The sequence below is a fragment of the Micromonospora sp. NPDC000663 genome (assembly GCF_042898105.1).
Taxonomy (GTDB): Bacteria; Actinomycetota; Actinomycetes; order Mycobacteriales; family Micromonosporaceae; genus Micromonospora.
In genome coordinates this window covers 464,111-488,024 of the sequence record NZ_JBIAYR010000001.1, presented here as the reverse complement: position 1 = coordinate 488,024, position 23,914 = coordinate 464,111, and the positions used below count along the sequence as shown (strand labels likewise).

17 protein-coding genes are annotated in these 23,914 nt (G+C 72.8%); 6 read left to right on the top strand and 11 right to left on the bottom strand.

All coding sequences use genetic code 11. From position 1 onward, the window contains the following. Positions 1-89: 89 nt before the first annotated feature. Positions 90-2,072: an acetoacetate--CoA ligase gene (locus ACFY1S_RS02350; protein ID WP_387111931.1), complete on the bottom strand. Its 1,983-nt coding sequence runs from the start codon at positions 2,070-2,072 to the stop codon at positions 90-92. 142 nt (positions 2,073-2,214) lie between these two features. After that, positions 2,215-2,733: a hotdog domain-containing protein gene (locus ACFY1S_RS02345; protein ID WP_364367858.1), complete on the bottom strand. Its 519-nt coding sequence runs from the start codon at positions 2,731-2,733 to the stop codon at positions 2,215-2,217. A 23-nt stretch (positions 2,734-2,756) separates the two neighbouring features. On the opposite strand from ACFY1S_RS02345, the gene ACFY1S_RS02340 reads away from it, so the two are divergent. Beyond that, positions 2,757-3,428 carry a hypothetical protein gene (locus tag ACFY1S_RS02340; RefSeq protein ID WP_387111928.1) on the top strand — a complete coding sequence of 224 codons (672 nt, stop codon included), beginning with the start codon at positions 2,757-2,759 and terminating at the stop codon, positions 3,426-3,428. Between the two features lie 31 nt (positions 3,429-3,459). On the opposite strand, the gene ACFY1S_RS02335 is transcribed toward ACFY1S_RS02340, so the two are convergent. Together ACFY1S_RS02335 and ACFY1S_RS02330 are read right to left on the bottom strand one after the other, a co-directional pair. Beyond that, the gene (locus tag ACFY1S_RS02335) at positions 3,460-4,740 is read right to left on the bottom strand and encodes a Bcr/CflA family efflux MFS transporter (protein ID WP_387111925.1); all 1,281 of its coding nucleotides are present in this window, start codon (positions 4,738-4,740) and stop codon (positions 3,460-3,462) included. Positions 4,741-4,925: 185 nt separating this feature from the next. Beyond that, positions 4,926-6,095 carry an acyl-CoA dehydrogenase family protein gene (locus ACFY1S_RS02330; protein ID WP_387111922.1) on the bottom strand — a complete coding sequence of 390 codons (1,170 nt, stop codon included), beginning with the start codon at positions 6,093-6,095 and terminating at the stop codon, positions 4,926-4,928. Between the two features lie 250 nt (positions 6,096-6,345). Here ACFY1S_RS02330 and ACFY1S_RS02325 point away from each other — a divergent pair, with 250 nt between their 5' ends. Then, complete coding sequence (locus ACFY1S_RS02325; protein WP_387111919.1) at positions 6,346-7,773, top strand: UDP-glucose dehydrogenase family protein; 1,428 nt, start codon at positions 6,346-6,348, stop codon at positions 7,771-7,773. Positions 7,774-7,924: 151 nt separating this feature from the next. Next, complete coding sequence (locus ACFY1S_RS02320) at positions 7,925-12,820, top strand: SCO7613 C-terminal domain-containing membrane protein (protein ID WP_387111916.1); 4,896 nt, start codon at positions 7,925-7,927, stop codon at positions 12,818-12,820. A gap of 106 nt (positions 12,821-12,926) precedes the next feature. Here ACFY1S_RS02320 and purE read toward each other — a convergent pair whose 3' ends face one another. After that, on the bottom strand, positions 12,927-13,418 hold the full coding sequence (gene purE / locus ACFY1S_RS02315) for a 5-(carboxyamino)imidazole ribonucleotide mutase (RefSeq protein ID WP_387111913.1): 492 nt from the start codon (positions 13,416-13,418) through the stop codon (positions 12,927-12,929). A 31-nt stretch (positions 13,419-13,449) separates the two neighbouring features. Beyond that, a complete protein-coding gene (locus ACFY1S_RS02310; protein ID WP_387111911.1) occupies positions 13,450-14,625 on the bottom strand; it encodes a 5-(carboxyamino)imidazole ribonucleotide synthase in 1,176 nt (391 codons plus the stop codon). Positions 14,626-14,855: 230 nt separating this feature from the next. Between ACFY1S_RS02310 and ACFY1S_RS02305 the strand changes: the two genes are divergently transcribed. Continuing rightward, positions 14,856-15,329 carry a hypothetical protein gene (locus tag ACFY1S_RS02305; protein WP_387111909.1) on the top strand — a complete coding sequence of 158 codons (474 nt, stop codon included), beginning with the start codon at positions 14,856-14,858 and terminating at the stop codon, positions 15,327-15,329. A gap of 7 nt (positions 15,330-15,336) precedes the next feature. Here ACFY1S_RS02305 and ACFY1S_RS02300 read toward each other — a convergent pair whose 3' ends face one another. The 4 genes from ACFY1S_RS02300 to mca form a co-directional block, all read right to left on the bottom strand. Next, positions 15,337-17,382, bottom strand: a complete 2,046-nt coding sequence (locus ACFY1S_RS02300) for a thioredoxin domain-containing protein (RefSeq protein WP_387111906.1) — start codon at positions 17,380-17,382, stop codon at positions 15,337-15,339. 40 nt (positions 17,383-17,422) lie between these two features. Next, a complete protein-coding gene (locus tag ACFY1S_RS02295; protein ID WP_387111903.1) occupies positions 17,423-19,945 on the bottom strand; it encodes a putative bifunctional diguanylate cyclase/phosphodiesterase in 2,523 nt (840 codons plus the stop codon). Positions 19,946-20,124: 179 nt separating this feature from the next. Next, on the bottom strand, positions 20,125-20,418 hold the full coding sequence (locus tag ACFY1S_RS02290) for a hypothetical protein (RefSeq protein WP_387111900.1): 294 nt from the start codon (positions 20,416-20,418) through the stop codon (positions 20,125-20,127). A gap of 48 nt (positions 20,419-20,466) precedes the next feature. Beyond that, positions 20,467-21,348, bottom strand: coding sequence for a mycothiol conjugate amidase Mca (gene mca / locus ACFY1S_RS02285; protein WP_387111897.1), 882 nt, complete (start codon positions 21,346-21,348; stop codon positions 20,467-20,469). A gap of 200 nt (positions 21,349-21,548) precedes the next feature. On the opposite strand from mca, the gene ACFY1S_RS02280 reads away from it, so the two are divergent. Both ACFY1S_RS02280 and greA read left to right on the top strand, forming a co-directional pair. Continuing rightward, positions 21,549-21,989 carry a DUF4307 domain-containing protein gene (locus tag ACFY1S_RS02280; RefSeq protein WP_387114242.1) on the top strand — a complete coding sequence of 147 codons (441 nt, stop codon included), beginning with the start codon at positions 21,549-21,551 and terminating at the stop codon, positions 21,987-21,989. A gap of 156 nt (positions 21,990-22,145) precedes the next feature. Then, the gene (gene greA, locus ACFY1S_RS02275) at positions 22,146-22,643 is read left to right on the top strand and encodes a transcription elongation factor GreA (protein ID WP_139584162.1); all 498 of its coding nucleotides are present in this window, start codon (positions 22,146-22,148) and stop codon (positions 22,641-22,643) included. Between the two features lie 49 nt (positions 22,644-22,692). Here greA and ilvA read toward each other — a convergent pair whose 3' ends face one another. Further along, entirely contained in the window at positions 22,693-23,913 is a 1,221-nt protein-coding gene (gene ilvA, locus ACFY1S_RS02270; RefSeq protein WP_387111894.1) for a threonine ammonia-lyase, read from the bottom strand. Between the last annotated feature and the right edge of the window lies 1 nt (position 23,914).

Below are 23,914 nucleotides of genomic sequence, written 5' to 3'. Positions count from 1 at the left end.
AAGCAGAGCAAAGGACGCGCTTGCCGGGGCGCACCCCAGTCACCATCGTGCTCCCCGACAGGGCGGACGAGTCGCCGCGCGGCCAACTGTCAGGCGGACGTCTTGTTCGAAGGGCGGCGTTGGGCCAGGGCGGCGAACGCGCTGAGCGAATCCGGATTCACCAGGGCTCCCTTGGCCGCCGCGCGATCGACAGGGGTGCCGGTGAGGATCTTCTTGACCGGCACCTCCAGCTTCTTCGCCGAAAGGGTACGGGGTACGGCGCGTACCTGGTGGATCTCGTCGGGCACGTGCCGGGGCGAGAGGGCGGTCCGCAGCTCCCGGCAGATCTTCCCGCGCAGCTCGTCGTCCAGCTCCCGGCCCTCGGCCAGCACCACGAACAGCAGCAGCTCGCCGGCGCCGCCCTCGTCGTCCTCCAGGTGCACGACGACCGAGTCGACGACCTCGTCGAGGCCCTCGACCACCGAGTAGAACTCGGCGGTGCCCAGCCGCACCCCACCTCGGTTGAGGGTGGCGTCGGAGCGTCCGGTGATCACGCAGCCGCCCCGCTCGTTGATGGTGATCCAGTCGCCGTGCCGCCAGACGCCCGGGTAGACGTCGAAGTAGGCCTCGCGGTAGCGGGTGCCGTCCGGGTCGTTCCAGAAGCCCACAGGCATGCTCGGCATCGGCTCGGTGATCACCAGCTCACCCAGTTCGCCGATCACCGGGGTGCCGTCGGCGGACCGGGCCTCCACCTTCGCGCCCAACGCCCGGCAGGCGATCTCACCGGCGTACACAGGTAGGAGCGGCACCCCTCCGACGAAGCCGGTGCACACGTCGGTGCCGCCGGAGAGCGACTGGAGCTGCACGTGGTCGCTCACGGTGTCGTACACCCATCCGAAGCCCTCGGCGGGCAGGGGCGCGCCTGTGGAACCGACGCCGCGCAGCGCGGACAGGTCGGCGATGTCCCGGGGCACCAGGCCGGCCTTGCGGCACGCCAGCAGGAACGGCGCGGAGGTACCGAAGTACGTGGTGCCGGTCTCGGCCGCCAGCCGCCACAGCCCACCCAGGTCGGGGTGGCCCGGGTTGCCGTCGAACAGCACGATCGCGGCGCCCACCGCCGGCCCGGACACCAGGAAGTTCCACATCATCCAGCCGGTGGTCGTGAACCAGAAGAACCTGTCGGACGCCCCCAGGTCGTGGTGCAGGGCGAGCATCTTCAGGTGCTCCAGCAGGATGCCACCGTGCCCGTGCACGATCGGCTTGGGCAGACCTGTGGTGCCCGAGGAGTACAGCACGTACAGCGGGTGGTCGAACGGCACCGGCGTGAACGTCGACGGTTCGTCGGTGGGCGCGGCCAGGTCGGCCCAGCCCAGCGCGCCATCGGGGACGGGGCCGGCCGGGTCCAGGTACGCGATGCTGACGGTGTGCCGCAGCGACGGCAGGGCCGCGCGGATGGCGGCGACCTCGGCACGCCGGTCCACAGGCTTGTCGCCGTACCGGTAGCCGTCCACGGCGACGAGCACTGTCGGCTCGATCTGCTGCCAGCGGTCGGTGACACTGCGGGTGCCGAACTCGGGCGCGCAGGACGAGAAGACCGCCCCCAGGCTGGCGGTGGCCAGCAACAGGACGTAGGTCTCCGGGATGTTCGGGGCGTACGCCGCCACCCGGTCCCCGGCGGTGACGCCGAGCCGGCGCAGCCCGGCCGACACCCGGCGGACCTGCTCGCGCAGCTCCGCGGCGGTCAGCGTGACGGGCGCGCGGGTCTGACCGTGCGCGATCACCACCGGGTCGTCGTCGGCGCGGCCGGGCATCCGCAGTACGTTCTCCGCGTAGTTGAGCGTTGCCCCGGGGAACCAGCGGGCGCCGGGCATCCCCCGCTCGGCCAGGGTGGCGGTCGGCGGGGTGTGCGCGATCACCTCGAAGTGGTCCCAGATCGAGCGCCAGAACCCGTCCAGGTCGGTGGTGGACCAGCGCCACAGCGCGTCGTAGTCTGCGAAGTCCAGCCCGCGGTGCTCGCGCAGCCAGCGCAGGTAGTCGCCGATCCGGGACCGCTCGCGTACGTCCGCCGGCGGCGCCCACAGCATGTCACCCACTGCTCAACCCTCCCCTGGCCCGGCACGACACTGTGAATGGGCCGTGGCGCCATCTTGCCCTACCTCGAAGCGCCATTCTGCGCACCGGGTACGCCGATCGACGCGTGCGCGGCCCACACTCCACCCGGCCCACCCATGTGGTTCAGCCGGCGCGGTGGGCCTGGATGGCCCGGCGACGGGCCAACCGGTGGGCGCGCCGAATCTCCGCCTCCTTGTACCGGCGCTCGTCCTCCGCCGTCTCGGGCAGCACCGGACGGACCATCCGCGGCGCGCCGCCCACGTCCACGCCGACGAAGACCAGGTACGCGGTGGCCACCCGCACCGGCGTGTCCTCGGCCGAGTCCCAGCGCTCGGCCACCACCCGTACGCCTACCTCCATCGAGGTCTGTCCGGTCCAGTTCACCTGGGCGTGCGCGTGCACGAGGTCACCGACCCGGACCGCCTCGGAGAAGACGATCTCGTCGATCGCCGCGGTGACAGCCGTACCGCCGCTGTGCCGGGCGGCCGCGGCTCCCGCCACGTCATCGACGAACTTCATCAGGACTCCGCCGTGCACGGTGCCGTAGAGATTCACATCGACAGCCGTCATGATCTTGCTGAGAGTGACGCGGGAGTACGACGTCGGCTTGCCGGTCGGAGCGGCGGAGAGGTGCTCGGTCATGCCGGAAACGGTACGGTGCGCGGATGCGACATCTCTGGAGCTTCCTCGCCGGGCTGGTGGTGGCGCCCATCACCTGGGTGCTCGTCACGCTGGGGCAGGACGGGTCGAGCCGGACGGTCGACCGCTGGGTGGAGATCGGCACCTTCAACACCGCCAACCTGATCGAGCCGGCCGTCTACCTCGGTGTCGGCGGTGTGCTGCTCGGCCTTCTCGGCACGCTGCGGTTCTCGCCGCTGGGCCCGCTGGTTGCCGGGCTGCTGCTGGCCATCCCGTACGTCGGGATGTTCGTGGCACCGTTCGAGGTGCGTGACGCGGTCCCGCAGGACTGGAAGGTGTTCGGCGATCCGCTGCCGCTTCGGCTGCCGGTGGAGAACGGCACGCTCTTCCTGATCGGCATGCTGCTGCTGATGGCGACGTTCAGCCGCCAGCGCTGGCGGCAGTGGCCGCAGCCGGAGACCGGGCCGGTCGAGGCCCCCGCGACGACGCCGACGGACGGCCCCCGCAGCGACAACTTCACCCTGACCGACTGGCCGCCCACCGAGCCCGCCGAGCGGGAGACCGCTCCGCTCACCCTCGGTTACCCGGCCGACCCGACGCCCACCGAGCCGCTGCCGCGCCGGGTGGGTGGCGAATCGCCGTGGTCCGCGCCGCCGCGTGGCCAACCGCGCCCCGAGGACACCACCGAGATCCGTTGACCGCCGGGCGGGCCGGGCAACCGGCCCGCCCCTAGTGCAGGGCGACTGCCAGGTCCGGGTCGACCGTGCCGAGGGCGGCGCGGGGAACGACCAGGACCATGACCGCCAGCGCCGCGGCCATGCCGCCCGCGACGACGATCGCCATCGGTACGCTCCCCGTGCCGAACAGGCCGGCGAGGGGCGCCGACAACGCGCCGACGCCGAACTGCACGGCCCCGAGCAGCGCCGCGGCGGTCCCGGCGGCCTCGCTGTGCCGGCTCATGGCCAGCGCCGGAGCGTTCGGCAGGGCCAGGCCGGCGGCGGCCAGGACGAGCCACAGCGACGCGAGCAGGGTGCCCAGGCCACCGATGCCGGTGACGGCGAACAGCACCAGCAGCAGCCCGGCGGCCGTACCGGCGACCAGGGCGCTGACGAGGATCTGCTGCGGGGTGTAGCGGCGCAGCAGCCGGACGTTGAACTGGGTGGCCGCGATGAGGCCCACGGCGCCGGCCCCGAAGGCCAGGCCGAACTGCTGTTCGTCGAGGCCGTACTGGTCCTGCAGGACGAAGGACGACCCGGACACGTACGCGAACAGCGACGCCATGGCCAGCCCGGCGACAAGCACCAGACCGACGAAGGCCCTGTCGTTGAGCAGCCCTCGGTAGTCGCGCATGGTCGCCGCCACCCCGCCGTGGCGGCGTCGCGTCACCGGAAGGGTCTCCGGCAGTCGCAGCGCGGCGACGACGATCAGCAGGGCGCCCAGCACCGCGAGCGCCGCGAAGACACCCCGCCACTCGGTCCAGCGCAGCAGGCCGCTGCCGAGCGTCGGCGCGAGGATCGGCGCCAGCCCCATCACCAGCATCAGGCGGGAGAAGATCCGCGCGAAGGACGCGCCGCTGAACAGGTCGCGGACGACGGCCGTGGCTACCACGGTGGCGGCGGCCACACCGAGACCCTGGAGCACCCGCAGCGCGCCGAGCACGGCGATGTCGGGTGCGAAGACGCACAGCACGGAGGCCACGATGTGCACGCCCAGGCCGGCGAGCAGTGGCAGGCGCCGGCCGACCACGTCGGAGACCGGCCCGATCAGCAGCTGGCCGAGCGCGAGGCCGAGCAGCGTGCCGGTCAACGTCAACTGCACGGCGGTCTCGGTGGTCTGCAGACCCGCGGTGATGGCGGGCAGCGCCGGCAGGTACATGTCGATTGTCAGTGGGCCGATCGCGATCAACGCGCCCAGCACCAGGACGAGTTGGACGCGTTGGCGGTTGGTCATGAGGTCGCCGGGCAGCGCCTCCACGTCGGGGGCGGTCTTCTCCACCAGCTGCTTGGTCATTTCGATCTCTCTGGGTCAGGTCGTGCGTCGTGGGGCGAGCAGTGGTGGGGATCGGTTTCGGTGATTCTCACGTGCTGACAACGTCACAGACCCGTATGACATCCCCACTGTGGGGGGACTCACGGGCGCACGACGACCGCCCCACCGCCGGCGCGGGCGGTGGGGCGGGTGTGATCGGGTGGCGGCTAGGCGATGCCGGCAAGCAGTTGACGTGCCATGACGATGCGCTGCACCTGGTTGGTGCCCTCGTAGATCTGGGTGATCTTGGCGTCCCGCATCATCCGCTCCACCGGGTAGTCCCGCGTGTAGCCGTAGCCACCGAGCAGCTGCACCGCATCGGTGGTGATCTCCATGGCGGCGTCCGAGGCGAAGCACTTGGCAGCCGCGCCGAAGTAGGTCAGGTCGGCATCGCCCCGCTCGGACCGGCCCGCCGCGGCGTACGTCAACTGCCGGGCCGCCTCCAGCTTCATGCCCATGTCGGCGAGCATGAACTGGATGCCCTGGAACTCGGCGATCGCCTTGCCGAACTGCCGGCGCTCGGCGACGTACCCCTTGGCGTAGTCGAGCGCGCCCTGCGCGATCCCGACGGCCTGCGCGGCGATGGTGACCCGGGTGTGGTCCAGGGTCTTCATGGCGGTGGCGAAGCCGGTGCCCTCGGCGCCGATCATGCGGTCGGCGGGGATCCGCACGTTGTCCAGGTAGACCTCGCGGGTGGGCGAGCCCTTGATGCCGAGCTTCTTCTCCGGGGCGCCGAAGCTCACCCCGGGATCGGACTTCTCGACGACGAAGGCCGAGATGCCCCGGGACCGGGCGGCCGGGTCGGTGACGGCGAAGACCGTGTAGAACTCGGACACACCGGCGTTGGTGATCCAGCGCTTCACGCCGTTGAGCACCCAGTGATCCCCGTCACGCACCGCCCGGGTGGTCATCGAGGCCGCGTCGCTGCCCGCCTCCGGCTCGGAGAGGCAGTACGAGAACATGGCCTCGCCCGCCGCGACGGGTGTCAGGTAGCGGCGCTTGAGGTCCTCGGAACCGGACAGCAGCAGCGGCATCGTGCCGAGCTTGTTCACCGCCGGGATCAGCGAGGAGGACGCGCAGGCGCGGGCCACCTCCTCGATCACGATGGCGGTGGCCAGCGCGTCCGCGCCCGCCCCGCCGTACTCCTCGGGGATGTGCGGCGCGTGGAAGTCGGCGGCCCGCAGCGCGTCGTAGGACGCCTTGGGGAACTCGCCCGTCTCGTCGGCCTCGGCGGCGTGCGGGGCCACCTTCGCCGCGCAGACCTCACGGACCGCCTCCCGGATCGCCTGGTGCTCCTCCGGCAACCGGTAGACGTCGAACGACTCGCCTGCGGCCATGTCGGCCCCTCCCCTTCACCGCTATCATGCGCAGTCTGTGACGTCTCCTGACCGCCGAACGCGCAGACTGAAGACTAGCGACTGCAGTTCAGGTGATGTTACCGGCGCGTAGGTATGGGCATGACGGAGCACCCACGCGGCTGGGCGATGATGGAAGACAGACAGTGAGACATCCCTCCGGTGCCCGCCCAGGCGCCGCAGCAGAATGCGACGCGACGACGCGCCGCCAGTGCGAGCGGAGAAGACAGGCGTGACGATCCCCTACCCCACCATCCAGCCGACCCCCGCCATCGCCGCGGTGACGCCGCCTTCGGGCGCACCTCGGCCGCGGGTGACGTTCCTGGGGACCGGATACCTCGGTGCGACGTACGCCATCTGCTACGCCGAGCTGGGCTACGACGTGCTCGGGTTCGACGTCGATGCCGACAAGATCGCGATGCTGAACGCCGGTCAGGTGCCGATCCACGAGCCCGGCCTGGACGAGCTGCTCAAGCGCAACCTCGCCGCCGGCCGCCTGCGGTTCAGCACCGACATCGCCGAGACCGCCGAGTTCGGCGACGTGCACTTCATCTGCGTCGGCACCCCGCAGCGGGCCGGCGGGATGGGCGCCGACCTGTCGTACGTCGAGGCTTCGGTCACCAGCCTCGCGCAGCACCTGACCCGCAAGGCGCTGATCGTCGGCAAGTCCACCGTACCGGTGGGCACCGCCGAGTGGGTGGAGCAGCTGGTCGGCAAGCACACCGCCGGCGACCTGGGCGTCGAGGTTGCGTGGAGCCCCGAGTTCCTCCAGGAGGGCTTCGCCGTCGACGACGTGCTGCGCCCCAACCGGATCGTGGTCGGCGTCAAGAGCGAGTGGGCCAACGGCATGCTCTACGCCGCGCACAAGGGCGTCTTCGACCTGGCCGCCACCGAGGACCGCGAGGTGCCCCTGGTGGTCACCGACTTCGCGACCGCCGAGCTGGTCAAGGTCGCCGCGAACGCCTTCCTCGCCACCAAGATCTCCTTCATCAACGCGATGGCCGAGGTCTGCGAGGCCTCCGGCGGCGACGTCACCCAGCTGGCCCGGGCCATCGGGTACGACCCGCGGATCGGCAACCGCTTCCTCCAGGCCGGTCTCGGTTTCGGCGGCGCCTGCCTGCCCAAGGACATCCGCGCGTTCCAGGCCCGCGCCCAGGAGCTCGGCGCCGGTGAGGCGCTGCGGTTCCTGCACGAGGTCGACCTGATCAACCTGCGCCGCCGTACCCGGGTCCTCCAGCTCGCCGCGGACCTGCTCGGCCGCCGCTCCGGGCCGGCCGGTCCGGACTTCGCCGGCACCCGGATCGCCGTGCTCGGTGCCACCTTCAAGCCGAACACCGACGATGTCCGCGACGCCCCGGCGCTCGCCGTCGCCGCGCTGTTGCAGAAGGCCGGCGCCGACGTGCACGTGTACGACCCGCAGGGCACCGAGAACGCCCGGCGCGCCGTACCCGAGCTGACCTACGAGGTCGGCATCAACGAGGCGGTCGCCGACGCCGACCTGGTGTGCGTTCTCACCGAGTGGGCCGACTTCCGCAACGCCGACCCGGTCGCCCTCGGTGAGCTGGTCGCCGGCCGCAAGGTCGTCGACGGCCGCAACTGCCTCGACTCGACACTGTGGACGCAGGCCGGCTGGGAGTACCGGGGCATGGGCCGCCCCTGACGGATTCGACGGTGACGGCCGGTCGCGGAGCACCCTCCGCCGCCGGCCGTTGTCGTTTGTTTGCCCCGGACCCGCCGACAAGTGTCGAAATCCGCGCCAGCTTTGGGCATGCTGCGACAGTGGGAGTCCACAGTGCGAGCGGAGGGGTGTCGTGGCGACCTTTCAGTGCACCTCGTGCGGTCGGGAGATAAAGCCGGCCGTGCGCTGCCCGCACTGCGGCGCCGACCAGCCGCAGTGGGTCGAGCACCTGGCGGACATCGAGCGCTCGATCGCGGAGATGAAGGCGCGCGACGCCGCCATCGCCCGCGAGCAACGGCAGATCGCGGCCAAGATGCAGGCCGCGCTCTTCCAGCGGGACATCCTCGCGCACGCCGGTGAGGAACGGATCAAGCAGGCCACCAGGCCCCGCCGGGTGCTGCGTCGCCGTCCCGGCCGCCGTCCACCGACCGCCACCACCGGCGCCCCACCACGGGTGCCCCGCCAGGGCACACCGCACGCGCCGGAGGATCCGCCACCACCCCCGCCCCGGCCGTCCTGGCTGGACGCCGACGACCCGGAGCATCCGCCGGAGGCGTCGTCGCGGGAGGTGCAGAACATCCCCCTCGGGCTCGGTGCCCTGCTGCTCGGCGTGGCAGCGGTGGTCTTCGCCGCGGTGGCGACCAGCTCGATGGACGCGCTGGCCCGGCTCGGCATCCTGCTCCTGGCCACCGCGCTGATGCTGCTCGCGCCACCGGCGCTGGCCCGGCGCGGGCTCACCTCGACCGCCGAGACGATCTCCGCGGTCGGCCTGCTGCTGGTGCCGTTGGCCGGCAACGCGCTCTGGGCGGTGGACCGGATCGGCAACGGGGGCTCCTCCGGCGCCGTCTTCGCCGCCTTGATCTTCGCGGTCACCGCCGCCGTCGGGTACGGGTACGCCAGGTGGACGGGTCTGCGCGTACCCCGCTTCGCCACAGTGCTCGCCGCGCAGCCGGTGCTGCCCCTGCTGGCGTACGACCGGGTCACCGGGCCCGCCGGCTGGGCCCTGGTGCTGACCGTGGTCGGCGTGTTCGACCTGTGGCTGACCCGCTCCGGGGTGGCGTTCGAACGGCCCGTCCGGCAGGACCTGCCGGACCCGGTCGCGCCGAGCGCGCCCCGTCAACGTGACCCGGAGAGCCGACCGGAGGGCGCCCCGGAGGAGGCAGCCGAGGTTGTCGACGCCACCCCCGGGTCCGCCGACCTCCGACCGACCCGCCCGGTGCCGGGGCTGCGCGAGCTGATCTGGCTGCTGCACGCGGCGGCGATCGCGGTCGCCCTCGCGTACGCGGTCACCGCCCTGCTGCGCGCACAGACCGTGCCGACGGCGGTCAGCGCCGGAGCGGCGCTGCTGCTGGCCGCCGCGGTGGGGCTGGCCGGCGCGCTGGTGCTTCGACGCCCGCCGCTGCCGGACGTCGCCGCCGGCATCCTCACCCTGGCCGTGATCGGCGCACTAGGCCGCGTCGTCTCGGTGGCGCTGCCCGGCCGGTCGCTGCTGCTCATCGCGGCGGTCATCACTGTCACCGGGCTGGCCGTCCGCGCGGTCCCCGAGGCCGCCCGGCGGGGTCCACAGATCGCCTCGGCGGTGGCGCTCACCGTCAGCGGGGTGGTGGTCGCCGGAGGCGCGCTGCGCGCCGGGGTGGCGCCGGTCCGGGCGTCACTTCCCGCCTGGGCAGCGGACCTGGACCTCTACCCGGCCGAACTGGCCGCCGCTGTCGGTCCCACCGCCTGGCAGCTCGCTGCCGCCGCGTTCCTGCTCACCATCGCCGCCGTACTGGCCCTGCCACCGGAGATCCGCCGGGAGTTCGCGGTCGCCGGCGCGGCACTCACCGCACTCGCCGTACCTGCCTCGTTCGGTCTCGGTTGGGCGTCGGCGCCCTGGCCGATGGTCGTCACCGCGATCGGCATCGGGGTGATCGGCCTCTCCGCGCGTACCAGCCGGGCCGCTCTGGCCCACGGTGCCGGCGCCGCGGTGGTAGGCCTGTTCGGCGCGGGCGCCAGCCTCGCCCGGCCGCCGCTCACCGCCGCGGTCCTGCTCACCCTCTTCGCGGCCGGCGCGCTTGTCGCGCTGGCGCCCCGGGTCCGCCTCGCCTCCGAGGCCGCCGACACGGTCGCCGCCTGGGCCGCCGGCGGCGCCGCCTTCGCGCTGCCCGGCGCGGTGGCCGCGTTCGTGGCCTCCACCGTGCCTGTCGATCCCACGCCCACCCCGGCCAGCCTCCGCGAGGCGACCGTCCCGGTGCTGGCGGCGAGTTTCCTGGCCGTCTGCGTGACCCTCGGGTACGCCGCCGTCGTGCAGGTCTCCCAGCGGCGCATCCCCGCGCCGCTGTCGGTGGGTACCGGGCTCGGCGCGCTTGTGGTCACCGCCGCGGCCTTCGGCGCACCCGGCGCGACGGTCGCCGACGCGTGGGTGGGCGCGCTGCTGCTGGTCGCCGCCGTGCTGCTCTTCCTGGCTCCGTCTATCGACGCCGGCCGCCGCTCCGATCTCGCCCTGGACGGCTCGGACCTGGCCGCGGCGGCGGTGACCACCGCGCTCATCGCGACGCTGGTACGCATCGCCGCCGTACTCACGCCGGGCGGGCAGCTGGCGGTGGCCGCCGGCCTCGTGCTCGTGGTCGCCGTGGGCGTCCGCGCCATGCCGCAGGAGTGGCGGCGCGGGCCGGTCCTCGGCATCGCCGTCGGCGGCGTACTCATCGGTGTGCTCGCCGGTTGGACGGCGCTGCGCGGCGGGGTGGGCGTGCTGGCGACCCCGGGCCCGATCTGGGACGGCAACCTGAGCGGCTGGCCGGCCGCACCGACCGGCGGGTCCACCTGGCAGGCCCCTGTCGCGCTGGCGCTGCTGGCCGTCGCCGCAGGCATCCTGCTCCCGCCGCCGTGGCGGTGGGACGTGTCCGGCGCGGCAGTGGTGCTCGCCACGATCGGCGCACCTGCCGCGTTCGACCTGCCCTGGTGGTCACCGGTCCTGGTCGGCGGCATGGTCGCCACCGTCTACGGGATGGCCTCGGTGGCCACCGAGGAGGCCCGGGCGGCGCTGTCCCGGGCCACCGTCGCCGGGGCGGTGGCCCTGCACGCGGCCGGGGCCGGTCTGGTCCGGCCCTGGACCACCGCGCTGGCGTTGGGCAGCATCGCGCTGATCGGCGTGGTGGTGGCCACGCTGGCCCGCGTCCTGGCCGGGCCGCAGGTGACCGACATCGAGACCGAGGGGATGCCACCGCACCTGGTGCAGATCGGCGGAGCGGCGATCGGCGCCGCGCTGCTGGCCCTGCCGGGGGCGGTGGCGGCGCTGTCCGCCGAGTTCGACCACTCGGCGCAGGTGGTGCTCACCGCCGCGCTTGCCGCCACAAGCCTCGGCCTGGCCGCCGTGGCGGCGGTCCGGCGCCACGTCCCGCAGTACCTGCCGTGGGCGAGCGTGGCGGTGGTCGGCGGGGCCACCATCAGCGCGCTCGCGGCGATCCCCACAGGCCTCGCCGCTGGTGTCTACGCGGCCGCCGCCGCCCTGCTCGGCGTGCTCGCCGAGCTGATCCGGGCCGCGACCGTGCCGCCGACCGGCTCGGCCCAGCCGGTCCGCCGGTGGTCGGTGCTGCTCAACGGGGCGCTGCGCCGGTTGCCCGACGACCCGGAGAACCGGCGGTGGCGGGTCAGCCCGTCCGCCGGCGCGCTGGCGGCGGCGGCTCTGCCGACCGTCCTGGCCCTCGTGTCGATCGCGCCCGCCCTGGTCACCGCCCTGGTCGAGCCGCACCGCACGCTGGCTCGGATCTGGCAGGGGCCGCCACCGGAGCTGCTCACCCCACCCCCGGACGTGATCAACCCGACCCACGTGCTCACCGCGTTGCTGCTCACCGCGACCGCGGCGCTTGCCGCCACCGGTTTCAGTGGCGGACGGCGGTCCCGGGCCGTTCCGGTGGTGCTGCCCGGCGCCGCCGTCACCCTGCTGATCACGCCCATCGCGCTGGGCCAGGGCTGGCCGGCGAGCACCGTCGCCGCGCTCGCCGTCTTCACCATCGCCATGCTCGGCCTCGCGCTGACCCCGCCGCCCCCGCTTGTCGACCCGGCCCGCTCACTGCGGCTCGCCCGGGTGCTGGTGTTCGTCATCGGGCTGACCGCCGGCAGCGCCGGCCTGGCCGGCAGCCTGGCCACCAGGGACATGACGTTGTTCACCCTCGGCAGCGCGGTGGCCGTCGGCGCCGTGGGGGCGTTCTACGGCACCACCCAGCGGGCCCGCATCCTCGGCTGGCTCTTCGCCTCACTGATGGCGCAGCTCTTCGTGCTCACCGCCGGTCTGGTGGCCGGGCTGGCCGCCGTCTGGTCCGCGTTCGGGGTGCTCGCGGTCGGGGCGGCCCTCCAGGTGTGCGCCGCGACCCTGCCCCGCCTGCGCCGTCCGGAAGCGCAGCGCGAGGCCTCCACGGTGGAGTGGAGCGGGTACGCGGCCGCACTGATCGCCCTCGCCCTCGCCTTCGACTCGCCCCGGCACATCGCCGCCCTGCTCGCCGCCTGGGGGGCGGTCCTCGGCGTGGCCGCCACCCGGCCCGGCCGGCGGCCGGTGGAACGCCGGATCCTGTTCTGGTCGGTGGTGGCCTGCGAGATCACCGCCTGGTGGATCCTGATGAGGGTCGCCGACGTGGCCCTGCCCGAGGCCTACACGCTGCCGTTCGCCGCCCTGGCCCTGCTTGTCGGCGTCCTGGAGCTGCGCCACCGACCGGACCTCAGCAGCTGGGCGGCGTACGGGCCGGCGCTTGTCGCCGCCTTCGTGCCCACCCTGGCGATCGTGCTGGCCACCGAGTCGAGCACGTTGCGGCAGATGCTCCTGCTGCTCGGCGCCGTCGGGGTGCTGATCTTCGGTTCGTCCAGCCGGCAGCAGGCGCCGGTGATCGTGGGCGCGTCGGTCACCGCGATCGCCGCCATCCACGCCCTGTTCAGTCTCGGCCCGTGGCTGGCGCTGATCCCGGTCGGCATCCTGCTGCTGGTGCTCGGCGCCAGCAACGAACGACGCCGCCGAGCCCAGGAACGCCTCCAGACAGCCTTGAGAGGCATGAGATAAACCCCTGGGGCGCGCGCCGATCTTGCACTTTCTGCCTCGACATAAGGCGCAAAAGCCGCGCAATCCCGACCGAAAGTGCAAGATCGGCGAGGACGGGACCAGGGGGTTAGGGCAGGGTGGCTTGGAGGGCTGCTTCCTTCTCGGCCACCAGCTTCTCCAGGTCCTGCTGGTACGTGGCCATCCGGGCGCGCAGCGCCTCGTCGGACGCGCCGAGGATCCGTACGGCGAGCAGGCCGGCGTTGCGGGCGTTGCCGATCGACACAGTGGCCACCGGAACACCTGCCGGCATCTGCACGATGGAGAGCAGCGAATCCATGCCGTCGAGGTGCTTCAGTGGCACCGGCACACCGATCACCGGCAGCGGCGTCACCGAGGCGACCATGCCGGGCAGCGCGGCGGCCCCACCCGCGCCAGCGATGATCACCTTGAGGCCCCGGTCGGCGGCGTCGCGACCGTACTCGATCATCGCCACCGGAGTCCGGTGCGCCGAGATCACCCGGACCTCGTACGACACCCCGAAGTCGTCGAGTACCTCGGCCGCCGCCCGCATGGTCGGCCAGTCCGAGTCGCTGCCCATGATCAGCCCGACGGTGCTCACTGCGGTTCCTCCTTGGTTGCTGCCGCCCGGGTCACTCGTGCCCCTCGCGCAGCCAGCGCGCGGCGCGCGCCGCCCGCGCCCGTACGTCGTCCAGGTCGTCGCCGAGCACCGTCACGTGCCCGATCTTGCGGCCGGGTCGCACCTGCTTGCCGTAGAGGTGCACCTTCGCGCCCGGCTCGGCGGCGAAGAGGTGGTGCAGCCGCTCGTCTATCGACATGCCTCCCGGCTCACCACCGAGCACGTTCGCCATCACGACCACCGGCGCGGTGAGCGCGGTGTCGCCCATCGGGTAGTCCAGCACCGCCCGCAGGTGCTGCTCGAACTGGGAGGTCCGTGCACCCTCGATGGTCCAGTGCCCCGAGTTGTGCGGGCGCATGGCCAGTTCGTTCACCACGATCGCGGGGCGGCCGGCGGCGTCGCGTACCTCGAACAGCTCCACGGCGAGCAGTCCGACCACGCCGAGCGCGGTGGCCAGGTCGATGGCGAGCTGCTGGGCGGCGACCGCCAGGTCCTCGTCCAGGCCGGGGGCCGGGGCGAGCACCTCGACGTTGATGCCGTCCCGCTGGACCGTCTCCACGACCGGGTACGCGGCCACCTGACCGAACGGCGAACGCGCCACCTGCACGGCCAACTCCCGGCGCAGCGGCACCCGCTCCTCGACGATCAGCCGGGTGCCACCGGCGAGCAGCGTGGTCGCCAGCTCGGTGGCCTGGGCGGCGTCGTCGACCATCCAGACGCCCCGGCCGTCGTAGCCACCGCTGGCCGCCTTGAGCACCACAGGCCAGCCGACGCGGGTGCCGAAGTCGACAAGGTCGGCCGGGTCGCCGACAGGCATCCACGCGGGGTTCGGCGCGCCCAGCTCGGTCAGCCGTTCCCGCATGACCTGCTTGTCCTGTGCGTGCAGCAGCGCGTCCGCCGGCGGGTACAGGGACACGCCCTCGGCCGCGAGCGTGCGGATGTGCCCGTTGGGCACGTGCTCGTGGTCGAAGGTGATCACGTCGCAGCTCTTGGCGAAGGTGCGCAGCGCGGCGAGGTCGGTGTGGTCGCCGTACTGGACGTCGGCGGCGACCAGGGCCGCGCCGTCGTCGGGGGCCGCAGCGAGCACGCGCAGTGACTGGCCGAGGGCGATCGCGGCCTGGTGGGTCATCCGGGCCAACTGGCCGCCACCCACCATGCCGACAACTGGTAGTCCGGTGCGGGAATCCATAGCGCGGCCAGCCTATCCGGGCCATCGACGTGGCCACCCCGGAGGGCCGGCGACCCACCCGGAGGACACGGGATCGCCACCCCACACGGACATGCGACCGACTACTGCAACATTTCGGGCTGCGGGGCAGCGTGGTGCCGGTTGTCGCCAAAGCGACGGTGCCCGACGCAACCCCGCGGCCTGACCGGACGTGTGACAGGCATCGACCATCCACGCTGGACCATGGGGGAATGATGAATCTGACAGCTCTACGGGTCCTCGTGCCCGTCGCCGTGCTGGCGGTGCTGACGGCCTGCACCACCGCGTCGCCCGATCCCGTGGCCGGATCCGGCGCCACGACGTCCGCGCCCAGCGCCACGCCCTCCGGTGCGACGCCGTCCAGCGACGCGTCGCCGACCCCCAGCCCGGCACCCGCCACGTCGGCCAGCACCGCCGCCGCCTGCCCGGTGAGCGCCGCGACCCTGCACAAGGCGGCGGGGCTGGGCAGCACCCACCGGATCGACCCGGAGCACATCAAATGCGCACGCCGCTGGGCGACAGCCGGTGTGATCGCTGTCGACCCGGGGCAGCAGGGCGACGGCGTGATCGTTTTCGAGTACGCGGCCGGCAGGTGGAAGAAGATCGGCGAGGGCAGCGCCCTCGAATGCAGCTCATTCGGCATCCCGAACGAGATCGGCGACCAGGTCGGCTGTCACGACCAGTAGCCGACGGTCAGCGGGCCACACCCAGCTCGGCGACCAACTCCTCGACCGAGGTGACCGGCCGCTGGCAGACGAAACCCCGGCAGACGTACGCGGCGGGCCGCCCGTCGACAAGCGGCCGGTCGGCGAGCAGAGGCACGCCGGGCTGGTCTGGGAGCCCGGCCACCACGACCGCGCCGGGCGGGGCGTGCCGGCGGGCAGCGGCCACCAGCGGGTCGCCGGCCGGGTCGTCGGTCACCACGGCGATCTCGTACGGCCCGGACAGCAGCGCCTCCCCGACCGTGGCGGCGTACCCGGTGAACCGGGCGTGCCGCCCGACGATCGGCGCGACTGTGGCGAGGGCCTCCTCGGCGGCTTCCCGGTAACGGGTCTCCCCGGTCAGTGCCGCGTACGCGACGAGCCCGGCGACCAACGCGGACCGGCCGGACGGGGTGGCGTTGTCGGTGGGGTCGGCCGGTCGGGCGACCAGCCGCTCCGCGTCGTCGGCCGTGTCGTAGTACGCGCCGCCGGACGCCGCGAAATGCTCAAGCGCGGCGTCCAGCAACTGGCCGGCCAGGGTGAGCCAGCGGCCCTCGCCGGTGAGCTGGTGCAGGGCGCAGAACGCCTCGGCCACGCAGCCGTAGTCCTCCAGGACGCCGGCCGGATCGCCGACCCTGCCGTCGCGGGAGACGCGGCGCAGCCGGCCGTCCACCAGGTGAGCGGTGGCCAGGTGCTCGGCGGCGTCGCGCATCGCGCCGTCGGCGACGATGGTGACGCCCTCCATCAGGTTGACGTCGTCGTCCTCGGGCGACGCGTACAGCGCGGCGACCTGGAGGAACTCGGCGATGGCGGTGATCGCCAGGCCGTTCCAGGCGGCCACCACCTTGTCGTCGCGGGCCGGCTGGGGCCGCTCGTCGCGCGCCGCGAGCAGCCGACCCACCACCTGCTGCCAGCGGGACCGGATCTCGGGTGCCGCGTCGTCCACGTCCCGGGCGAGGCGCAGCACGCTCATGCCGTGCTCGAAGGTTCCCTCGTCGGTCACGGCGAACAGGTCGGCGGCCCACCGGCCGTCCTCCTCACCCAGCGCCTCGACGAGCTGGGCTGGCGTCCACGCGTAGGTGAGGCCCTCGACGCCCTCGGTGTCGGCGTCCAGCGCGGACGCGAACCCCTCCCCCGGCCGGTGCAGCTCGTCGGCGAGGAACCGGGCGGTGTCCCGGGCGATCCGGCGGGCCAGACGGTCGCCGGTGAGCCGCCACAGCTGGGTGTAGACGCGCAGCAGCAGCGCGTTGTCGTAGAGCATCTTCTCGAAGTGCGGCACCGTCCAGTGCGCGTCCACCGAGTACCTGGCGAAACCGCCGGCGAGCTGGTCGTAGATGCCGCCCCGGGCCATCGCCTCGGCGGTGTGCCGGACGATCTCCAGGCTGCGCGGGTCGCCGGTGCGCTGGTGGTGGCGCAGCAGGAACAGCAGGTTCATGTGCGGCGGGAACTTCGGGGCACCCCCGAAGCCGCCGTTCGTGGCGTCGTACTCGTTGGCCAGCGTGGCGGCCGCGGCGTCGAGCAGCGGGGCGTCCAGCGGCGCGGTGGGGCCGGACACGGCCTGCGCGCCGCCGATCGCCTCGACCACGGCGGCGCCCTGGCGCAGCACCTCCTCGCGCTGGTCCTTCCAGGCGGTGGTCACCGACTGGAGCAGCCGGACGAAGTTGGCCCGCGGGAAGTAGGTGCCGCAGAAGAACGGGGTGCCGTCCGGGGTGGCGAAGACGGTCATCGGCCAGCCGCCCTGACCGGTCATCGCCTGGGTGGCGGTCATGTAGACCGCGTCCACGTCCGGGCGCTCCTCGCGGTCCACCTTGATCGACACGAAGTTGTCGTTCATCAGTGCGCCGACCTGCTCGTTCTCGAACGACTCGTGCGCCATCACGTGGCACCAGTGGCAGGCGGCGTAACCCACCGAGATGAGCACCGGGACGTCACGCCTCTTCGCCTCGGCGAACGCCTCGTCGCACCACGGCCACCAGTCGACCGGGTTGTCGGCGTGCTGGAGCAGGTACGGACTTGTGGCGTCGGCGAGTCGGTTCACCCGACGACCATAACCACAGCCGCCCCGACGTGCCCGGTGGTCAGGAGGCGCCGTCGGCGCGGAGCCGGAACACGTTCGACTCGGCCGAGTCGCGCAACGTCCCCAGCACCGCGCCGATCTTGTCCGCCGGCATCGGCTTGAAGAAGTGGTAGCCCTGCGCGGAGGTGCAGCCCAGCTCGGCCAGCGCCATCCGCTGCTCGGCGGTCTCCACCCCCTCGGCGACCACCCGCAGGCCCAGTTCGTGGGCGAGACCCACCGTGGTCCGGACGATCGCCGCGGCCTCCGGCGAGTCGGCCATCCGGATCACGAACGAGCGGTCCACCTTCAATTCGTCCACAGCGATCCGGGTGAGGAAGGTCAGCGAGGAGAAGCCGGTGCCGAAGTCGTCCACGGCGAGCTGCACGCCCATCGACCGCAGGGTGGCCAGCACCTCGTCGATGACCTCCAGCTCGCTCATCACCACGGTCTCGGTGATCTCCAACACGAGCCGGTGCGGTGGCACCTGGTGCCGGCGCAACGCGTCGGCGATCTCCGCCGGCAGCCGGGGGTCGAGGAGGCTGCGCGCCGAGAGGTTCACCGAGATCGGTACGTCCAGCCCCTCCCGCGCCCAGCCGGCGGCCACACCGAGGGCCTTGTCCAGCACGTACCTGGTGAAGGTGCCGAGCTGCTCGCTGTTCTCCACCGGACGGATGAAGTCGGACGGGCCCAGCCAGCCCCGGCGGGGATGCTGCCAGCGGATCAGCGCCTCCACGCCGGTGGGCGCGCCGGTGGCCAGGTCCACGGCCGGCTGCAACGCCAGCACCAGCTGGTCGTCGACCTTCAGCGCCTCACGCAGCTCGGCCAGCAGGGCGAGCTGGTCGGTGCTTGCCGCGTCCCGGCTGCCGTCGTACGCGGCGACGCTGCCCCCACCCTCCTTGGCCTGGTACATCGCGATGTCCGCCCGGCGCAGCAGCTCGGTCATGTCTGCAGTGCCGGCGTCGGCGACGACCACCCCGACGGACACCTCGATCGACATGCGCACCCCGGCCACCTCGGTCGGGGCGGCCAGCCGTTCGGCGATCTCCCGGGCCTGGCGCAGCGCGTGCGCCAGCGGCGCGGCCCGGTCGCCGAGCACCGGCACCGACGTGAGCAGCAGCGCGAACTCGTCACCGCCGAGCCGGCCGAGCAGGTCACCGGACCGGGCCATCGAACTGAGCCGGTTCGCGGTCAACCGCAGCAGCTGATCACCGGCGGCGTGCCCGAGGGTGTCGTTGACTTCCTTGAACTGGTTGATGTCCAGCAGCAGCAGCGCCACCGGGTGGTCGTGGGCGAGCTGCCGCAACGACTGGTCACCCTTGCCGAGCATGGCCGCCCGGTTGGCAAGCCCGGTGAGCGGGTCGTGCACCGCCTCGTACGACGACCGCGCGGTCACCAGCCGCAGCTCGCGGTGGGTCGCGGCGTCGTGCAGCGCGGCGGCCAGGGCGTCGCCGAACGCGGCGACGGCGTCGCGTTCCCGGTTGCTCGGCGGGGCGGATCGTGGGAACCGGACCCGCAGCCGGCCGACCGGCGCGGCGCCGACCGAGAGGGGACGGACCAGCTCGTGCTCGTCCGGCTCCGACAGGTCCGGTGGACCCACCTCCCGGTCGACCATCTGGCCGCCCGCGTCCCCCCGGTAGCGGCGCCACCGGCCGTCGGCCCGCGCCACGTCGACGTCCACCAGCTCGGCGTTGAACAGCGCCAGCGCGCCGGTGACCGCCGCGCTGGCCGCGCCCCGCTCGTCGAGCTGGTTGAGGGCTGCGGTGGCCTCGGCGAAGGCCCGCCACGTCCGGCGTTCCTGGTCGGCCCGCAGCCGGTATCGGTAGGTCTGCTGGAGCAGCCAGAGCAGCGGCGGGAGCAGCAGCAGCCAGCGCGCGTCCAACTCCAGCAGCGCGACCACCACCAGGCCCACCGCCACATTGCCGACGAACATCAGCAGCTTGCCGCGCAGCGCCGCGAGCAGGGGCGGGCCGATCGGCAGACCGTGCCGCAGGCCCAGCGTCACCCCGCCGAGCCAGGCCGTCACCAGCAGGTACGTCACCGAGCCGGCGATCACGGCCAGCGCCAGCATCGGGGTGGGCGCGGCGAGCAGCGGCTCCCCCAACGCGGTGGCCACGGACACGGCCAGCGCCGCGGCGGCCGCCAACGACGCCGCGATCCGGACGATCTCCAGTGCCGGGCGGCGGTCGTTGTGCAGCGAGAGCACCGTCCAGGACAGCCCGGCGCCGAGCAGGGTGGCCGACGGCAGCCAACCGGCGGGCGCCAGGTAGAGGCAGACGATCAACGCCGCCTCGCCCCAGGTGATGCTGACCATCCCGGCTGGTGAGCGGAACCGCAGCCGGGCGAGCTGGGCGAGGGCGACGACGCCGACGACGATGCCGAAGCGGGCCGGAGCACCGAGCGGGTCGTCCGACGGCAGGTTGGCGGGCAGGGTCAACCCCACGGTGGCGGCGACGACTGCGGTCAGCGTGACCGCTGCGGTGAGCACGAGAAGCCGGACCGGCGTGCCGCGTACCCCGAGCCGGTCGCCGACCGGACCGGAGGTCATCGACCTCCCCCGTCAGGCGGCCTCGCGAGGGTACGACGGGCGGCCGGTGCTGTGACTGTCATCGGCGCCCCCTCCCGCGCACGGCTCGGGGACTTTTGGTCCCCCCGGCGGAAGGCTAAGCCAAACCGGGTGGTCGCAACAGGGGGCGACCACCCGGTTGGGCGTGAATCATGCGGGGACTACCCGTTCCGGTGCTGCTGGTGCCCGTTGGGAGCGGGCGTGGATGAATCACGGCCTCCGGTCCCGTCTGTCGGATCAGCGACTGCCGCATCGGCCCTGGTCGGGTCGGTCGGCCGCCCCTGCTGGGGGAACCGGTCGGGCAGCCGGCGCAGCCGGGAGTTCATGTTGCGGATCAGCAGGATGGTCGCGGTGGCCAGCAGCAGGATGAGGAAGAGGCCCATCGGGCCGGCCAGCCCACCCGTGCGGGTGTCCCCGAAGTTGTTCTCCGCGAGCACCTGGGCAGCGGTCAGCATGGCGTTCCTCCGATGTGCGGTTGGTTACCAGGGTAGCGCCGCGGTTAATCAGCGCGCGTGCGCCGTCTCCCGCACACCTGCGAAGAGGTCGGACTCGGGCATCGGGCTGTCCACCATCGATCGGGCCAGCTCGAAGTCCTCGGTGGGCCAGGCTCCCTGCTGCAACTCCATCGGCACCTGGAACCAGAAGCCGTCCGGGTCGACCTGGGTGGCGTGGGCGCGCAGCGCGTCGTCGCGGACCGGGAAGTAGTCGGCGCACTCCACCCGGGTGGTGATCCGGGGGCCCTTGTCCGGGCGGTCCTCCCAGCGCTTGAGCCAGTCCTCGTACGGCGACTCCCGGCCCGCGGCGAGCATGCCCTCGTGCAAGGCCATGATCTTGGCCTTGGAGAAGCCGATGTCGTAGTAGAGCTTCAGCGGCTGCCACGGGGCACCCAGCTCCGGGTAGCGCAACGGGTCGCCGGCGGCCTCGAAGGCGGCCACGCTGACCTTGTGGCACATGATGTGGTCGGGGTGCGGGTAGCCACCCTCCTCGTCGTACGTGGTGACCACGTGCGGACGGAACTCGCGCATCAGCCGCACCAGCGGCCCGGCGGCCACCTCGACGTCCTGGAGGGCGAAGCAACCCTCGGGCAGCGGCGGCAGCGGGTCGCCCTCGGGCAGCCCCGAGTCGACGAAGCCGAGCCAGGCCTGGTCGACGCCGAGGATCGCCCGCGCGGCGTCCATCTCGGCGCGCCGGATGTCGGCGATGTTGGCCCACACGTCGGGCCTGTCGAGCTTGGGGTTGAGCACGCTGCCGCGCTCACCGCCGGTGCACGTCACGACCAGGACGTCCACCCCTTCGGCGACGTACTTCGCCATGGTCGCCGCACCCTTGCTCGACTCGTCGTCCGGGTGCGCGTGGACGGCCATGAGACGCAGTTGCTCTGCCAACTTCGGCGCTCCTCGTCTGTGCCGGACGGTGGACCCGACCGGACTCGACCGGCTTGACCTGCCGGGGATCCTCCACACCCCGCCGCCGGCCGCACCGCGCGGGGCCCGACCTGCCGTTCCTGCCGCTGGGCCGGGCTGGGAGGATGGACTCTGTCATTCTTGCCGATGCCGCCGACAACAACGCCAGGAGATACCCGCCGGTGACCGAGACGCACGCCACAATTTCACCGGGCGCGCCGGTTTTTCCCGCCGGGCGCTACGGCCGCCGCCGCGAACCGGGCGGCAGGACCCGCCGTACGCTGCTGGCCCTGCTGGCCCTCCTGCTGCTGGCGGCGTCGCTGACGCTGATCTCGGTACGCCTCTACAAGCAGTACGGCGACCCGGTGTACGACGCGCAGGTGATCACGTACACCGACATCACCGACAGCCAGGTGCGTGTCGACTTCCGGGTGACCGTGCCGTCGGGCGGCTCGGCGGTGTGTGTGCTGCGCGCCCGCGACCGCGCCGGCGCCGAGGTGGCCCGCGAGGAGGTCACAGTGACTGCGGCCCCGGGCGACAGGCACGTCACCACCAGGCACCACCTCGCCACCACCGCACGGCCGTTCATCGGCGAGGTACTACGCTGCCGACCCCCGGTCTGAACTGGGAAGACGTCACTCTCGCGGCTCGGCGGAGGCCGCTCACCCGGGGTGCTGCACACGGGCACCGCCGGTGATGGCCGACACGCTGTGTCGTACCGCACTGGTAACTTGGTAGTTCACCTGTCAGCCAGCCACGCACAACTGAGGAGACCGCCTGTGTCCACTGGCAACGAGGCGCCCGCCACCTGGCTGTCCCAGGACGCGTACGACCGCCTCCAGGCCGAGCTCGACGAGCACATCGCCAACCGCCCCGCGATCGCAGCCGAGATCAACGCGCGGCGCGAGGAGGGCGACCTGCGGGAGAACGGCGGCTACCACGCCGCCCGTGAGGAGCAGGGCAAGGCCGAGGGCCGCATCCGCTACCTCCAGGAGCTGCTGCGCACCGCGAAGGTCGGCGAGGCCCCGACGGCGGACGCGGTGTCGCCAGGCATGGTCGTGACGATCTACTTCGACGACGACACCGACGACACCGAGACGTTCCTGCTCGGCTCCCGGGAGATCGCGGCCACCACCGACCTGACCGTCTACAGCCCCGAGTCCGCGCTCGGCAAGGCGATCCTGGGCGGCCGGCCGGGGCAGACCTGCACCTACACGGCGCCCAGCGGCGCCGACATCAAGGTGACAGTGGTCAGCTTCGAGCCCTTCTCCGGCTGACGCCGGCGCTCGCTGAGACACCGCTTCCGAGGCGTGACACCCACAGGTGTCACGCCTCGGCTGCGAAGACCACCTGGTAGCCGCTGGCCCGCAGCGCGCTGATCAGCGTGTCCGAGTGCTCGACACCCCGCGTCTCCACCGACAGCGCCACCTCCACCTCGCCGAGGCCCAGGTGCGGGTTGGCGCGCTGGTGCTCCACGTCCACCACGTTGGCCCGGTGCTCGGCGATCTGGCTGAGCAGCGAGGCCAGTTGCCCCGGCCGGTCCGAGCAGCGCACCGTCACCCGCAGGTAGCGGCCCGCGGCGGCCAGGCCGTGCTCGATCACCCGCATCATCAGCAGCGGGTCGATGTTCCCGCCGGAGAGCACCGCGACCACAGGTGTCTCCACCTCCACGACACCGGCCAGCAGCGCGGCCACGCTGACCGCGCCGGCCGGCTCGACGACCTGCTTGCCCCGCTCCAACAGGCACAGCAGCGCCCGGGAGATGTCCTCCTCGGTGACGGTGACGATCTCGTCGACCAGCTCGCGGACGTGCTGGAAGGTGATCTCGCCGGGCCGGCCCACCGCGATGCCGTCCGCGATCGTCGCGAAGGCGGGCAGCCGGACGGGCTGCCCGGCCACCAGAGAGGGCGGGAAGGCCGCCGCACCTGCCGCCTGGACGCCGACGATCCGGATGTCCGGCCGCAGCGCCTTGGCCGCCACGGCCATGCCCGAGATCAGGCCGCCGCCACCCACACCGGTGATGATGGTCTTCACCTCCGGGCACTGTTCGAGGATCTCCAGCGCCACAGTCCCCTGCCCGGCGATCACGTCCCGATGGTCGAACGGGTGGATCAGCACCGCGCCGGTCCGCTCGGCGTACGTCTGGGCGGCGACGAGCGCCTCGTCGACGGTGTTGCCTGCCAACTCGACCTGCGCCCCGTACCCCTTCGTGGCGGCGACCTTCGGCAGCGGCGCGTTGACCGGCATGAAGACAGTCGCGTGCGTACCGACCAGGCCGGCCGCGAGAGCCACGCCCTGCGCGTGGTTGCCGGCGCTCGCCGCGACGACACCGCGTTCCCGCTCGTCCGCGGACAACCGGGAGATCCGCACGTACGCGCCGCGCACCTTGTACGAGCCGGCCCGCTGCACGTTCTCGCACTTGAGCCACGTCGGCCCGCCCAGTTGCGCGCTCAACGGCCGGGACGGCTCCAGCGGGGTGGTCCGGATGACGCCGTCGAGCAGTTTCCGCGCAGCCCGCACGTCGTCGAGGCCGACCAGTTCCGTCATG

Excerpts from the sequence above, each read along its gene's own strand:
- ACFY1S_RS02345 (WP_364367858.1), bottom strand. The coding sequence starts at position 2,733 with ATGACCGAGCACCTCTCCGCCGCTCCGACCGGCAAGCCGACGTCGTAC.
- ACFY1S_RS02340 (WP_387111928.1), top strand. The coding sequence starts at position 2,757 with ATGCGACATCTCTGGAGCTTCCTCGCCGGGCTGGTGGTGGCGCCCATC.
- ACFY1S_RS02335 (WP_387111925.1), bottom strand. The coding sequence starts at position 4,740 with ATGACCAAGCAGCTGGTGGAGAAGACCGCCCCCGACGTGGAGGCGCTG.
- ACFY1S_RS02330 (WP_387111922.1), bottom strand. The coding sequence starts at position 6,095 with ATGGCCGCAGGCGAGTCGTTCGACGTCTACCGGTTGCCGGAGGAGCAC.
- ACFY1S_RS02310 (WP_387111911.1), bottom strand. The coding sequence starts at position 14,625 with ATGGATTCCCGCACCGGACTACCAGTTGTCGGCATGGTGGGTGGCGGC.
- ACFY1S_RS02305 (WP_387111909.1), top strand. The coding sequence starts at position 14,856 with ATGATGAATCTGACAGCTCTACGGGTCCTCGTGCCCGTCGCCGTGCTG.
- ACFY1S_RS02295 (WP_387111903.1), bottom strand. The coding sequence starts at position 19,945 with ATGACCTCCGGTCCGGTCGGCGACCGGCTCGGGGTACGCGGCACGCCG.
- ACFY1S_RS02290 (WP_387111900.1), bottom strand. The coding sequence starts at position 20,418 with ATGCTGACCGCTGCCCAGGTGCTCGCGGAGAACAACTTCGGGGACACC.
- ilvA (WP_387111894.1), bottom strand. The coding sequence starts at position 23,913 with ATGACGGAACTGGTCGGCCTCGACGACGTGCGGGCTGCGCGGAAACTG.